17 protein-coding genes are annotated in these 12845 nt (G+C 70.0%); 8 read left to right on the top strand and 9 right to left on the bottom strand.

What is annotated here, in order from left to right:
- Nucleotides 1–2 precede the first annotated feature (2 nt).
- Together H483_RS20865 and H483_RS39470 are read right to left on the bottom strand one after the other, a co-directional pair.
- The gene (locus H483_RS20865) at nucleotides 3–704 is read right to left on the bottom strand and encodes a type 1 glutamine amidotransferase domain-containing protein (RefSeq protein WP_031264362.1); all 702 of its coding nucleotides are present in this window, start codon (nucleotides 702–704) and stop codon (nucleotides 3–5) included.
- A gap of 468 nt (nucleotides 705–1172) precedes the next feature.
- On the bottom strand, nucleotides 1173–1526 hold the full coding sequence (locus H483_RS39470) for a hypothetical protein (protein ID WP_193746827.1): 354 nt from the start codon (nucleotides 1524–1526) through the stop codon (nucleotides 1173–1175).
- Between the two features lie 88 nt (nucleotides 1527–1614).
- On the opposite strand from H483_RS39470, the gene H483_RS20860 reads away from it, so the two are divergent.
- Nucleotides 1615–1905, top strand: coding sequence for a hypothetical protein (locus H483_RS20860; protein ID WP_017835171.1), 291 nt, complete (start codon nucleotides 1615–1617; stop codon nucleotides 1903–1905).
- Between the two features lie 76 nt (nucleotides 1906–1981).
- Nucleotides 1982–2407, top strand: coding sequence for a hypothetical protein (locus H483_RS20855; protein ID WP_017835170.1), 426 nt, complete (start codon nucleotides 1982–1984; stop codon nucleotides 2405–2407).
- 135 nt (nucleotides 2408–2542) lie between these two features.
- Here H483_RS20855 and H483_RS20850 read toward each other — a convergent pair whose 3' ends face one another.
- A complete protein-coding gene (locus tag H483_RS20850) occupies nucleotides 2543–2983 on the bottom strand; it encodes a MarR family winged helix-turn-helix transcriptional regulator (RefSeq protein WP_017835169.1) in 441 nt (146 codons plus the stop codon).
- An 85-nt stretch (nucleotides 2984–3068) separates the two neighbouring features.
- On the opposite strand from H483_RS20850, the gene H483_RS20845 reads away from it, so the two are divergent.
- On the top strand, nucleotides 3069–4313 hold the full coding sequence (locus tag H483_RS20845; RefSeq protein WP_017835168.1) for a cytochrome P450: 1245 nt from the start codon (nucleotides 3069–3071) through the stop codon (nucleotides 4311–4313).
- Between the two features lie 59 nt (nucleotides 4314–4372).
- Here H483_RS20845 and H483_RS20840 read toward each other — a convergent pair whose 3' ends face one another.
- Together H483_RS20840 and H483_RS20835 are read right to left on the bottom strand one after the other, a co-directional pair.
- Nucleotides 4373–4723 carry a branched-chain amino acid transporter permease gene (locus tag H483_RS20840; RefSeq protein ID WP_238556190.1) on the bottom strand — a complete coding sequence of 117 codons (351 nt, stop codon included), beginning with the start codon at nucleotides 4721–4723 and terminating at the stop codon, nucleotides 4373–4375.
- Nucleotides 4720–5424: an AzlC family ABC transporter permease gene (locus tag H483_RS20835; RefSeq protein WP_031264360.1), complete on the bottom strand. Its 705-nt coding sequence runs from the start codon at nucleotides 5422–5424 to the stop codon at nucleotides 4720–4722. Before H483_RS20835 ends, H483_RS20840 begins: the two co-directional genes overlap by 4 nt.
- A 64-nt stretch (nucleotides 5425–5488) precedes the next feature.
- Between H483_RS20835 and H483_RS20830 the strand changes: the two genes are divergently transcribed.
- The 3 genes from H483_RS20830 to H483_RS20820 are packed head-to-tail and all read left to right on the top strand — an operon-like array spanning nucleotide 5489 to nucleotide 7184.
- Complete coding sequence (locus H483_RS20830) at nucleotides 5489–6364, top strand: AraC family transcriptional regulator (RefSeq protein ID WP_141244267.1); 876 nt, start codon at nucleotides 5489–5491, stop codon at nucleotides 6362–6364.
- Nucleotides 6361–6792: a VOC family protein gene (locus tag H483_RS20825; protein WP_017835164.1), complete on the top strand. Its 432-nt coding sequence runs from the start codon at nucleotides 6361–6363 to the stop codon at nucleotides 6790–6792. The genes H483_RS20830 and H483_RS20825 overlap by 4 nt, the downstream gene beginning before the upstream one ends.
- Nucleotides 6789–7184 (top strand): VOC family protein, encoded by a 396-nt coding sequence (locus H483_RS20820; protein ID WP_017835163.1) that lies wholly within the window; start codon nucleotides 6789–6791, stop codon nucleotides 7182–7184. Before H483_RS20825 ends, H483_RS20820 begins: the two co-directional genes overlap by 4 nt.
- Before the next feature lie 31 nt (nucleotides 7185–7215).
- Here H483_RS20820 and H483_RS20815 read toward each other — a convergent pair whose 3' ends face one another.
- Both H483_RS20815 and H483_RS20810 read right to left on the bottom strand, forming a co-directional pair.
- Nucleotides 7216–8421 carry an MFS transporter gene (locus H483_RS20815; RefSeq protein WP_238556189.1) on the bottom strand — a complete coding sequence of 402 codons (1206 nt, stop codon included), beginning with the start codon at nucleotides 8419–8421 and terminating at the stop codon, nucleotides 7216–7218.
- 43 nt (nucleotides 8422–8464) lie between these two features.
- A complete protein-coding gene (locus H483_RS20810; RefSeq protein ID WP_202959085.1) occupies nucleotides 8465–9130 on the bottom strand; it encodes a MerR family transcriptional regulator in 666 nt (221 codons plus the stop codon).
- Between the two features lie 90 nt (nucleotides 9131–9220).
- Between H483_RS20810 and H483_RS20805 the strand changes: the two genes are divergently transcribed.
- Nucleotides 9221–9799, top strand: coding sequence for a DUF4188 domain-containing protein (locus H483_RS20805; protein ID WP_017835160.1), 579 nt, complete (start codon nucleotides 9221–9223; stop codon nucleotides 9797–9799).
- Here H483_RS20805 and H483_RS20800 read toward each other — a convergent pair.
- Complete coding sequence (locus H483_RS20800; protein WP_017835159.1) at nucleotides 9777–10409, bottom strand: YqgE/AlgH family protein; 633 nt, start codon at nucleotides 10407–10409, stop codon at nucleotides 9777–9779. The genes H483_RS20805 and H483_RS20800 overlap by 23 nt on opposite strands.
- A 73-nt stretch (nucleotides 10410–10482) precedes the next feature.
- Between H483_RS20800 and H483_RS20795 the strand changes: the two genes are divergently transcribed.
- Nucleotides 10483–11928: an MFS transporter gene (locus tag H483_RS20795; RefSeq protein ID WP_017835158.1), complete on the top strand. Its 1446-nt coding sequence runs from the start codon at nucleotides 10483–10485 to the stop codon at nucleotides 11926–11928.
- Here the strand turns inward: H483_RS20795 and H483_RS40440 are convergent.
- Complete coding sequence (locus tag H483_RS40440; protein WP_052308358.1) at nucleotides 11818–12831, bottom strand: hypothetical protein; 1014 nt, start codon at nucleotides 12829–12831, stop codon at nucleotides 11818–11820. The two genes, H483_RS20795 and H483_RS40440, sit on opposite strands and share 111 nt — an antisense overlap.
- Nucleotides 12832–12845: the final 14 nt, after the last annotated feature.

The following is a 12845-nucleotide window of genomic DNA, read 5'->3' as shown; positions in this document are numbered from 1 at the left end:
GCTCAGCCGGCGAGATCCGCGACGAGCCGCTCGGCCAGTTCGGCGGAGGACTGCGGGTTCTGGCCGGTGTAGAGGTTCCGGTCCACCACGACGTACGAGCCCCAGGGTTCGGCGGCCTTGGAGTAGTCGGCACCCAGCTCCACCAGTTTGTCCTCCAGGAGCCAGGGGGCGTTGGCGGCCAGGCCGACCTGCTCCTCCTCGACGTTGGAGAAGCCGGTGACCCGGTATCCGGCGAACGGTGAGGACGCCGGGGTCTCGGACGCTGCGAGCAGTGCCGCCGGGGCGTGGCAGAGCAGGGCCAGGGGCGACCCGGCGCTCACGCGCTCGGAGAGGATGGCCCCGGAGGTGCTGTCCACGGCCAGGTCCTCGAGCGGTCCGTGGCCTCCGGGGTAGAAGACCAGGTCGAAGTCTGCGTGAGTCACGGAGGCGAGATCGACGGGTGCCGTGAGAACCGGGTCGAGACGGTCGAGCGAGGCCTTGACCTTCTCGAGGGTCTCCGGGTCGCCGGCCCCGTCGGCGAGGCTGGCCTGGTCGACCGTCGGAGCGCGGCCACCGGGAGTGGCCACCGTGACCTCCCAACCGGCTCCCGTGAAGACCTCGTAGGGGGTGACGAACTCCTCGGCCCAGAATCCGGTGGGGTGCGCGGAACCGTCCTTGAGGGTCCAGTGGTCGGCGGCGGACAGGATCATGAGAACGCTGGTCATGGGCGCGAGCCTACGGAGGCCGGGCTGAACCGCAACTGAACATTCCAGGAGTGAACTGCATCACGCTGGGTCACAGATTAAGCAATTCACACCTTGGTCCTCCCGCATGCCCTCGCGACCCGATTTTAGGCCGCTACCTGGGCCGACGCCGACGACTGAATGTTGACGATGTATCAGCAGGTCAGAGCACCGAGCCTCGACTCTCGTGCTTAGCCAACGAAGCAATTGAGCACCGTTAGCCCTCGCCTTAACGTTCTCGCCGCGTCAGCACAGTGGCATCCACCAGGGGACCACGAGACGCAAGAAACAGACGCGACATCACGGGAGGGTGGGCATGGACGACGGCGCTTCGCCGACCACACGCCGTTCGGCTGCGGCGGCGGTCGTCCTCACCGGGCTCGCCCTGGTGGGCATCACCGGAGGCGCGGTCGCCGCGATCCTTTCGGCGGGAGCAACGAACTCCGGCATTCAGGCGGTCTCGTCGGAGTCCCGGGTCTCGCAAGCGGGTCTGACCACCTCCGCTCGCCCGGCATCGTCACCCATCCCCGCAAACCGCCCTACCGCGGCCACGGCCGCGACGTCCACCGCCCCGGTCACGCGGAACTCGACAGCGTCAGCCAGTGCTAGTGGCGCACCTCCGGTGACGGGCGCGGCACCCGCGGTGGCGCCCGCAGCAGAGCCCGTACCCGCCCGGGTGGCTCCGGCTCCCGCACCGGCCCCGGTGAGGCAGCCGTACCGGCCCGCCCCTCCTATCCCGCCTGCGCCGCCGCCCGCTCCGGCGCCCCCTCCAGCGCCTGCGCCCGCACCTCCGGCCATCAACATCCCGCTGCTCCCGGTTCAGCCGCCCCCAGTTGTTCAGCCGAGGCACGTGACCATCGGCTGACGTTCCACCACATCAACGAAAGGAACCATGATGGACCCCATCACCGCACTCATCGCCCTCGGAGCGGCGATACTGCCGTATCTCGGTCCCGCTGCGGCGCTCGGTGTCTCACCGCTCGCTGCTGGGATCGGCGCCGCAGGACTCGGCACCGGTAGCGCAGTCTCAGCTGTCGGGCTCGGTGGCGCCGCCGCGGCCAATCCATTCACCGGAGCAGGTCTCCAGAGTGCGAGTGCGGATGGTTTCAACAATGGCGCGGCCGCTGTTGCGGGAGCGGTCAACGGCCTCAACATCCCGGGAGTACACCTCACCGTCAACTGAACTCCAGCACCACCCGCGCCCTGCGGCCTCCGACTCCGGTTGGGTGGCCGCAGGGCTGCGGTGTTTGACTAGCGCGATGAGCAGCGTGACCTACCTGCAGCAGACGGACGCTTCGTGGCTGCGCCCGGCTCGCCGCGCGGACCTGACGATCTCCCGGGTCTTCCCGGCCGAGCCCGCCTTCAACTCGCAGATGTACCACGAGATCGGCGCCGACTGGCAGTGGAACGACAGACTCGACTGGTCGGACGGACGCTGGGCCTCCTACTGCGCTGACCCCTGCGTCACCACCTTCCGAGCGCGCCGGGGTGGCGAGACAGCCGGATTCGCTGAACTGCGCATGAGCCCGTGCGGGGACGAACCGGGTGCAGACCTCGACGACCTTGGGGACGGCGTTGATGTCGAGATCGTCTACTTCGGGCTGCTCCCCCGATTCGCCGGCCTAGGTCTGGGCGGGTGGTTCCTCTCCGAGGTCACCCGGATCGCGTGGCAGGTCCAGGGGTGACGCAGGGTCTGGCTGCACACCTGCGTGGACGACTCCCCTGCCGCGATGCCGAACTACCTGTCCCGCGGTTTCGTCGAATACGCCCGGGAGGCCACCGGCTGCACGGCCTGCACAGCACTGACTCGGCAGCCCTGACTACTGGGCTGAGAGCCGACTCAGGGCCCGCCCACCCATCCGGGACACCAGCCTCTCCGAGACGGCGCCGAACGTCTGCAGATCGTCGTCGTCGAGCCCCTCGAACAGCCACTCCGCCAGGGCGACGCGCGCCGACACGACCTCATCCACGATCCGTCGCGATTCGTCGGTGAGGTTGACCAGGCGGACCCGCCGGTCGTCCGCCGGCATGGTCCGGACCACGTGGCCGCTCGCGACCAGACCGTCGACGAGTGCGGTGACCTGCCGCGGAGAACAGTCGAGGAAGGTCGCCAGCTCCACCTGTTTGCACTCGCCTTCGAGGCCCAGCACGAACAGCAACTCGAGCCGAGGAACGGTGAGTCCATAGTTCGCCGCGGCGCGCTCGATCGAGCCCGACATCTCCTCGGCCAGCATCAACGCGCGGTCGAGAATCTCACTCACGGATAGCGCCACGTGTATATAGTTACCACTATTCACCTTTCCCACACCTGCCGACCCCGGCGGGGGACGAGGCGCAGGAGACACCGTGAACGTGACTATCCCGGCGGGATTCGACTTCACCAACCCGGACCTGTTCGAGAAGCGGCTCCCACATGAGGAGTGGCGCCAGCTCCGGCAGTCCGAGCCGATCCGCCGCGTCGACAAGCGACCCGGCTCAGACGGTTTCGATGACGACCACTACTGGCTGGTGACCAGGCACGCCGACGTCAAGGAGATCTCGCGCCTCACCGGAGAATTGTTCTCCGCGGGGGAGAACACGATGATCCCGCGGTTCTCCGAGGGCACCGACCGCTCGATCATCGAGGCCCAGCGGGAGATGCTCGTCAACGAGGACGGCGAGATCCACAAGAAGCACCGGCGCATCATCTCCCGCGGGTTCACCCCCCGCGGCGTAGCCGGGATGCGGGACGAGCTCGCTGACAGGGCGCGTCAGATCGTCACGGCCGCCGCCGAGTCGAACGCCGACGACTTCGTCACCGCGATCGCCTCCGAGCTCCCGCTGCAGGCGATCGCGGATCTGCTGGGCGTGCCGCAGGAGGACCGCCACAAGATCTTCGAGTGGTCCAACATCATGACCAGCTACGACGCCGGCGGCGACCCGGACGCTCCCGCCATCGCGTCCATGGAACTCATCGGGTACGCGAACGCCATGGCCGAGGACCGGGCCGCCAATCCGCGAGACGACATCGTGACGAAGCTCGTCCAGGCCGACGTCGACGGCGAGCACCTCTCTGCCGACGAGTTCGGCTGGTTTGTCACGCTCCTGGCGGTGGCCGGAAACGAAACCACCCGCAACGCCACCACCCACGGGATGGTGGCCATGCTCGAGAACCCCGACCAGTGGGAGCTGTTCAAGCGCGACCGGCCCGAGACGGCGTATGACGAGATCCTCCGGTGGGCGTCTCCGATCACCCAGTTCCAGCGCACCGCCATGGAGGACGTCGAGATCGGCGGCGTGTCCATCGCCAAGGGCGACCGCGTGCTGATCTGCTACGGCTCGGCCAACTTCGACGAGGACGTGTTTGAGGACCCGTTCACGTTCGACATCCTGCGCGACCCGAACCCGCACGTGACCTTCGGTGGGCAGGGTCCCCACTACTGCCTCGGCGCCAATCTCGCGCGGATGCAGCTCGAGCTGATCTTCAACGCCGTCGCCGACTTCTTCCCCGACCTGACCTCACTCGGCGAACCCACCCGGCTGCGGTCCGGGTGGCTCAACGGCCTCACCGAGTGGAAGGTGGAGCTGGGCGCCTGCCCCGTGGCCCACTGAGCAGCGACTCGCCGAACGCTGGCGGTGGCACTGGCGGCGGGGGACAGGCCGGGCCACGCTCACCCGAGCGCGGCCAAAAGGACCATGTAGGTCGCCGTTCCCAGGATGATGCTCACCGCTGCGCGCCGAAATGCGAGGTGCGCGGTCAGCGTGAGTGTCAGCGCCGCGGCGGCGGGCAGCCAGGAACCGAGCTCGACAGTGGTGTCGCGAAGGGTGTAGACCACCAGCACGGCCATCACACCGGCTGGCATCGTGCGACCCAGATAGCGCACGAGACGCGAGTCGCGGAGCCTGGTCAGCGCGACGAACGGAGCGGCGCGCAGTGCCACCGTCACGACGAATATCACGCCCAACCCGGCGAGCAGGTAGCCGGCACCCGGCACGGGGACGTCGGTCACCGCAGAGTTCACGTCGGTTCCCGCCCCTCGCGGGCCGCCCACGCGTACCGCGCGATCAACACCACCACGAAGGCGCACAACCCGACGATCAGCATCTGGTCCGGCGCGAGCCACGCCGCCACCAGACCGCACACCAGCCCGATCACAGGCGCCGGTAGATCTCCCGAGGCGCGCCACGCGTCCACCGCGAGAACGGCGAACAGCGCGGTCAACGCGAACTGCAGACCATCCAACCCCTCCGGCAGGGCTGTGCCGATCAGCGCGCCGACGACGCCGGGCACCACCCACAGGGTCTGGCAGGTGATCGCGATGGTCAGCGTCCGCGGCCCGGTCATCTCGCTGCGCCTCTTGGTGGCGGTGATCGCGTAGACCTCGTCCGTGAGCGCGTACACCGAGTAGAGCCGACCGAGTCGCGAGCGGATCGCCTCCAACGGGAAGCTGAGCCCGTAGAACACGTGACGGAAGTTCACGAGGAACGCCGCCGCCGCCAGCGAGTACAGGGGAGTGACGGCCGCGAGCAATCCGATCGCCAGGAACTCCATGGAGCCGGCGTAGATCACCACCGAGAACACCGGCGCCCACCACCACGCGAATCCCGCCTGGGTGAGCAGCACCCCGAACGCCAGCCCCAGCGGGACCAGACCCAGCCCAACGGTCGAGCAGTCAGCCAGACCCTTGCGGATCTCTGCACTGGTAGAGGGGGCGGACGGCACGCCGAGCAGTGTAGCGACCGCGAGGGTCTGGCCACCCCCGACGGGAGGCGGCACACTGGGTGCCGTGAGCGTGCGCGAGGCCACTCCGCCGCCCGGGGTCAGGCGGCTGATCCCCTATGCCGTGGAGGGGATCGGCCCGCGGCCGCAACGGCCTCCCCACCGAGGACTGCCGTCCTCGTCTCTGACCCTGGTCGTCGCCACGGATTCTCCGCTGTTGTGCTCGTATTCCTACGCCGAGTGGGCTCGTCAGGAGGGGGTGCGCCACGACGTGTGCATCGGCGGGTTTCACACCCGGCCCGTCTATCTGCAACGACCGGACCGCGAGGAAGGGGTCCAGGTCGAGGTGCACCCCCTCGCCGCCCGGCGCCTGCTCGGGGTACCTGCGGCAGCCCTCTCCGAGCTCACCCACGACGGCGAGGACGTCCTCGGGTCGCGGATCCGGGCACTGCACTCGCGGGTCGCGTCCGCTCATCCCCGTGACCGGGCGGAGCTTGTGGCCGCGGGATTGGCCTCGGCGGCGGGCAGGCACGAACGCGTGCCCGGGCCGCGCCGCGAGGTGGTGGGCGCGTGGCGCCTGCTCGAGCGGTCCGGTGGCCGGATGCGGGTGGCAGACGTCGCTTCCGAGGTCGGGGTCACGCCCCGGCATCTGTCGACGCTCTGCAGGGCTGAGCTGGGAATCGGGACCAAGGAGCTCGCCGATCTGCTGCGGTTCGAGGCAGCCCACTCCGCCTTGAGAAAGGTTGTTCGTCGGGCCTCGGGGCCACGGCCGGACGGGCTCCGACTGGCCGACCTCGCCCACGACCACGGGTACGCCGACCACGCCCACCTCGACGCCGCCTACCGCCGCTACGCGGGCACATCACCGACCAACTGGATCGCCGAGGAGTTCCGAAACATCCAAGCCTGGCCACCGGTCCACGGAGGAGACTCACCGGCATGACTACTCACGAACCCGGCGCCGAACCCGCGCCCACCGTCTGGCACTGCTTCCGCTGCACCGACTCCCGCCTCGTCATCGACTGGCTCGTCACCACACTCGGCTTCGTCGAGACCGTCTCGCACACCGACGACGGCCGCATCGTCCACGCCGAACTGCTTTGGCCGGAGGGCGGAGGCGTCATGCTCGGGGACGGCGGGAGAGCGGACGACGACCCACACGCCACACCACCAGGGACGGGTCTCGCGTACGTGGTGACGGCCGATTCCGACGCCGTCTACCAGCGCGCCCTGGCGGCGGGGGCCGAGCTCGTCATGGAATTGCACGACACCGACTACGGCGACCACACCTTCTCCGCGCGCGACCCCGAGGGAAACGTGTGGTCGGTGGGGCAGTACCGGGGGCAGCCGGCACCGGACGCGAGCACGTGAACGTCCGGCCGCGGCCTCTACTGGTGGTGGCCGACGTTCCGACCTCGAGTCGCTGGTACCAGCGGGTCCTGGGTGCCGAGAGCGGCCACGGTGGCGTCGCCTACGAGCAGATCGTCGCGGGCGGTCGCGTTGTTCTTCAGCTCCACTCCCGCGCCGGTGACCGGAACCACGGCCCGCTCGCCGACCCATCCGTGCCGGTAGGGAACGGGGTGGTGGTGTGGTTTGAGGTCACCGATTTAAACGCTGCACTGACGAGGATCGAGGACTCGACGGTCGAGGTCGACCATCCTTTCCGGTTCAATCCCGACGCCGGTCACCACGAGATCTGGTTGCGGGATCCGGACGGCTATCGCGTGGTCCTCGCGGGAGAGGACCACGCACACACCGGGTGACCAGCGCGGCCACCGCGATTTCCGGTCGATCTCACCGGGACCGATCGACGCGTGGCACGATGGGCACCGCCAGAGCGGCGACCACCGCGGCTCCGGCGAAGACCGGCCCGTAACCCCACCGGTCGATCCCAGCCGCGAACACCGGGGTGACCGCGGAGATGGCGAGGAACTGCGCGGTGTTCTGAACGCCGAGGGCGCGCCCACTCCAGTGCGGACCGGCGTGCTCGGCGACCGCGGTGAAGGCGAGGCCGTTGTCGGCCACGGCCAGCACCGCGGCAACGACGGCGAGGGCCACGGCGACGGCTCCGGGTGCGCCGGCGACCTCTGCGGCCGCCAGGGCGAACAGGCCCGCGGAGACCGATACGGCGACTGCGCGAAGCGGTGTCAGTCGCGAGCCCACGCGGTCGGAGATCACGCCTGCGACGATCCGCCCGACCGCCCCCAGGAGTTGCGCGACCGTCACCACCGCGCCCGCCGAGACGGGGGACCACCCGTGCCCGAGGACCAGCCACGCGAGCATGAATGACTGCATGAGCGCCTGGGGGAGAACGAGCAACACCGAGACACCATGGATCCGCTGCAGGTACCAGGCGGCCCGGTAGGGCGAGGTGGCGAGTGGGGCGGACTCCGGATCGTCGCGGTCCGGTCGGGGAGGATCGGTGACGACGACGAGGGCGGCGATCGCCGAGACCCCCGCCATGACCAGGGGGACCGCCAGGGCTGCACGCAGACCGTGCGAGGCTGCCAGCGCGGGCATCGACATCGCTGCAATCGCCGCCCCGAGGGGTTGAGACATCTGGCGGACGCCCATCGCCATGCCCCGTCGTCGCGCGGGGAACCACCCCACCACGAGTCGACCACTCGCGGAGGAGGCCGAGGCCGAGGCCGCGCCCGCGAGCAGGAAGCACGCCGCGAGCAGGCCCAGTGACGGGGTGACAAGGGCGCCTGCGAGGGCGGCCGTGGTGAGGACGGACCCACTCACGAGCACGAGCCGCTCTCCGGTCCGATCGACGAGCCACCCCCACGCCACCAGGGTCAGCGCGGTCCCCACCGAGGGCAGCGCCACGAGCGCACCCGCCGCGGGGAGCGACAGGCCGACCTCCGTGTGCAGGAAGGGCAGGAGGAACGCCACACCCGCCACGAACACCGACGCCGAGGAGGCGGCGAGAGTACCGACCGCGAGGATCGCCCAGTGGCGGGGTGCCACACTATTGACGTCAGCGGGTCCGGTTCTCACCAGGACGACGGTACGCTCCGTCCTACTATATGACTATCGGATCTCACTTGGTGGGATCAGCGCCGCCGGTGATTGCCATGTGCTGCTGGGCGAGCAAGCGCAACGCGGCGAGGACGGGCTCGACGAGCACGGTTCCGAGCACAACCTGTCGCACCGCCGCCGCCGGCTCAGGCGGGACCGAGGCGACATCGATGCGGGCGATCCGCTCGGCGGCGTCGGCATAGGCGTCCAGTCGACCCTCGTCCAACCCGATCCCGGCGTCGTCACAGGCACCCCACGCCTCGGAGAGTCGATCGACAGTGGCATCGCGGAGATCTACCTGCCACTTGCGGGCGGCGATCCAGGCGCGCGTGCGCTCATCACCGCGGGGCGCGTCGTCACCCTCACCCGCGCTCTCGTGCCCACGTTCTCCCGACAGCGCGTGTTGGGCGGTGGCCATCACGTCCAACCGTCCGACATCGGGGGCCCCGATAGCCTCCAATACTCGACCCACCGCGGCCAGGTCCAAGCCGCCCACCTCGGATAGCGCCCTGACCAACCGCACCCGCTCGACGTGCTCGGCGCCGTACTCGGCCTGGGTGCGAGTAACCGAATGCCCGGGCTGGAGCAGACCCCGTCGCAGGTAGAACTTCAGGGTCGTCACGGTGCTCCCCGTGACCTCGGCGAGTTCCGAGATCCTCACTCCGCCCCTCTCGACAACGACGTTCAACTACTGGATAGTAGCAGTATCCAACAATGGATACTCGAAGTATCCAACTGTCATCGGCACGGCGCCGAGACAGCATCGGGAGGAGTTGTCATGACCACGCGATCGTCCACCCGCACGACCCCAGAGCGGCCACGGCCCGTGACCCACGCCCGTGACGGCGGCCTCGTCGTCTTTCACATCGGCATGACAATTCATCGCCCCTTCCGCCCCGACCTGTGGCTGCCCGTGTTCCGCGCGATGCCCAGGATGCTCGCCGAACTCGATCGCAATCGCGTGTCGGCCGACCGGGGAGAGGCCGAGGACCTGGGGTTCCTCGGGGCTCAGACCCTGCTCGGCGCGAACGGCCCCTGGGTCGTCCAGTACTGGGATTCCGTCGACCAGCTCTATTCGTACGCACGAGACACAGATAGAGCGCACATGCCTGCGTGGCGCGACTTCAACGCCAGGGCCCGGAGAAACCCCGGCGCCGTGGGGATCTGGCACGAGACCTACGTCGTGGATGAGGGGGGCATCGAGACCTTCTACGGAGATGGCGCTCGGGTGGGGCTCGCCGCCGCGACGGGGACCATCCCACTCGATCGGCGCGGCACCTCCGCGCGCGAGCGGTTGAACGGGAGGAGAGTCCCGACGACCGAAGCCCGACAGATCAGTTCACGTCCCCGTCGCTGACGAAGGTGGCGTAGAGGGGGAGAGGCATCTCCTGCCGGCGCAGCACGGTGCCCCAGACGTCCACGTGCGACGGCGCGAGCAGATCACTCGGGAGGCTGGGGGCCACGTACCAGTCGCCACGATCCAGTTCCCCCTGCAGCTGCCCGGGCGCCCATCCGGTGTAGCCGACGAAGACCCGCATCCCCTCGACGTTGTCCCGCAGCTGGTCGGGATCGCTGTCGAGATCCACCACGTGGACCCGTCCCTCGATCTGCTGCAGACCCGAGGAGGTCTCGGCGTCGACCCCCGACCCGAGCACCACCAGGGCGATGCCGGTGTCCGGTTTGACCGGCCCCCCGATGTGGAACACCGCTGGTGGCGCACACATCTCCGCCCACGCGGGCAGGATCGTCTCGACCGGCGTCTCGCTCCGTCGGGTGATCACCACTCCCAGAGAACCGGAATGGTCGTGTTCGATCACGTAGATGATCGCCCGCTTGAAGTTGGGGTCCGGCATGTCGGGCGCCGCGATGAGCAGCGAACCGGCGACGGGATCGCGCTTGTCCATCGCGTCGTAGAGGCGGTCACCGAAGAGGCCCCCGCCGCTCAGATCGTCCGGTCCCGTGTCCATGCGACCATGATGCCCGCGCCGCCGCTCGCCCACATCCACGTCCCCTCGATCAGGTCTCGCTACGGTGGCTCCCGTGACCTCTCCGACCGCAGGACCGGCCGACACGACGCGCGGTCGCCTGATCGCCGCGTTGCGGGAGTCCGATGGTCTCGGCCGCCTGTCCACCGCGCGCCTGGCCGCCCTGCTCAGTGAGGGGATCCACCAGGCCGCGCTCGGCGGGATCGTGCTCTTCAGCCCCGAGTCCGCCACGACCCCGGCCGCGATCGCGGGCGGGTTCGCCGTGATGCTGCTGCCGTACTCGATCGTCGGCCCGTTCGCCGCCGCCGCCCTCGACCGCTGGGACAGACGGGTCGTGGTGGCGGTGGCCGCGCTGATCAGGACGGTCGCGATCATCGCCACGATCGCGCTGATCGCCGTCGGCGCCGTGCATTCGGGTGCAGGGCTCGCCGCTCTGTTCGGCCTGTCTCTGGTGGCGATCGGACTCGGCCGGCTCATCAACACCGGGATGACCGCGTCGATGCCCCGGGTGGTGCCGGAGCGGATCCTCGCGGCCACGAACTCGATTCTCGTCACAGTCGGATCGGTGGTGACCGCGGTCGGTGCGGTCGCGGCGTTCGCGGTGCTCGCGGTGCTCGGCGCCGGCGACGCAGCCGTCTCGTGGACGCTCGTGCCCGCCGTGATCACCGCCGTCCTGGGGGTGTGGGCCATCCTGGCGCTGCCCCCGCGGCACCTCGGGCCCGACGACGAGGAAATCACCACGGATTCCGGTGACGGCGTGGCCCGGGATGCACTGGGGCTGTTCGCCCGGGGACTGGCCGAGGGCGTTCGCGCCGCCCGCTCCACCACCCTGGTCTGGGCCGCGCTGGCCGGCGTGACGCTCGGTCGGGCCGCCTTCGGTATCACCACCATGCTCGCGGTCCTGCTACTGCGCAATGTGGAGTCCGAGGGGGGAGGGGGCCCGGTGGTCGCCGGGATGGGCGGCTTCGGGCTCCTGTCCGCGGCTGTCGCCGCCGGGATGGGACTGGCCGCGGTGGTGACCCCGTGGGCCATCGCCCGCGCCCGCCGGATCCTGGTCGTCGCGGCCGGCGCCGCCGTGTCCGGGGTGGCCCAGCTGGCGGTGGGGCCCACACTCGACCCCACCGCCCTGGTGGCCGGGGCCCTGGCACTGGGCCTGGGCGCGCAAGTGGTCAAGTTGGTCGCCGACAACGCCATGCAGACCGACGTCCCGGACGCCCGTCGGGGCGGGGTGTTCGCACTGCAGGACGCGCTGTTCAACTCAGCGTTCGTCGTGGGGATGGTCGTCGTCCTGCCCTTTGTCCCCGCCGACGGCCGCTCGGTGCTCCTGATGCTGGTTCCGGTCGCCCTCTACAGCGTGGCGGCGATGATCGCCGTCGCGATGGGCCTCCGATCAGGAGCCGAAGCCGAGCGACCCGGCCGCCACCGAGCCGCCACCGACAGAGCCCATTCCCACAGAGCCCACACCCGCAGAACCCGTCCCGATCGAGCCTCCGCCGACTGACCCTGCCCCCACCGAGCCGGCGGTGGCCGACCCCGCCGCGGCGGACCCGGCCGCCACGGATCCCGCGCCCAGCGCGCCGGCGTCGATGGAGCCCACATGGACCGAACCGTGGGGGAGTGCGACATCCAGGTGGCCGTCTCCGCTCGCGTCCATGACCGACATCAGCCCACTGCCGGTGTCCACCGTCAGCGAACCATCTGCTTCGACGATCGGGGGAGCGGGATCCGGAGTAGTTCCGCCCTGCACGGGGCCCGGATGCGCCGGAGCGGGAGGCGGGACCTGATCGGCGGGTGCGGGCGGTGGCCCCGGAGCCGGTTCGATGACCGGGGGAGCCGTCCATCTGGCCCATTCCGACTCAAGCGAACCGTGATCGAGGGATCCGACCGCGTCCGCGAGCAGAGCGCCCCAGTCCGGGAGCGCGCCGAGGGCGTCCGCACCGGCCGCCACCGCGCCGTCGACGAGCGCACCCGCTCCCGCGGCGCCGGCCACGAGCGACCCGGCCGCCAGCGAACCCCCACCGACAGAACCACCGCCGACAGAACCACCGGCCACCGAACCCCCGCCGACAGAACCCGCGCCGACGGAACCGCCGCCCACAGAGCCCACACCCGCAGAGCCCGCACCCACGGATCCCGCGGCCAGCGCACCGGCCCCGCCCGCGAAGACGTCCCACACCCCGCGGCCCCCCGCGTCCGAGTAGACCTCCTGGGCGCCGGTGCCCACGTCGGTCACCACGCGGTCGGCGATCCCGTCGCCGGTCGAGTCCCATAGGGCGTCGTCGGCGTGCCCGTCGCCGTCGAAGTCCAGCCACAACGCGTCCGCGGCACCGGTCCCGAGGGTGAGGTCGGGCGTGCCCTGCCAGTGCGTCGGCTCACCGACGCCGTCTCCGAAGAAGTAGTCCATGGCCGAAATGGTGT

Source organism: Dietzia sp. UCD-THP (assembly GCF_000349585.1).
Classification (GTDB): domain Bacteria; phylum Actinomycetota; class Actinomycetes; order Mycobacteriales; family Mycobacteriaceae; genus Dietzia; species Dietzia natronolimnaea_A.
This window is presented reverse-complemented; position numbering and strand designations above follow the sequence as displayed.

Coding starts and splice junctions, on each gene's coding strand:
- H483_RS20855 (WP_017835170.1), top strand. CDS start 1,982: ATGAGCAGCGTGACCTACCTGCAGCAGACGGACGCTTCGTGGCTGCGC.
- H483_RS20860 (WP_017835171.1), top strand. CDS start 1,615: ATGATGGACCCCATCACCGCACTCATCGCCCTCGGAGCGGCGATACTG.
- H483_RS40440 (WP_052308358.1), bottom strand. CDS start 12,831: ATGGACTACTTCTTCGGAGACGGCGTCGGTGAGCCGACGCACTGGCAG.
- H483_RS20805 (WP_017835160.1), top strand. CDS start 9,221: ATGACCACGCGATCGTCCACCCGCACGACCCCAGAGCGGCCACGGCCC.
- H483_RS39470 (WP_193746827.1), bottom strand. CDS start 1,526: ATGTTGATGGCCGGAGGTGCGGGCGCAGGCGCTGGAGGGGGCGCCGGA.
- H483_RS20800 (WP_017835159.1), bottom strand. CDS start 10,409: ATGGACACGGGACCGGACGATCTGAGCGGCGGGGGCCTCTTCGGTGAC.
- H483_RS20825 (WP_017835164.1), top strand. CDS start 6,361: ATGACTACTCACGAACCCGGCGCCGAACCCGCGCCCACCGTCTGGCAC.
- H483_RS20865 (WP_031264362.1), bottom strand. CDS start 704: ATGACCAGCGTTCTCATGATCCTGTCCGCCGCCGACCACTGGACCCTC.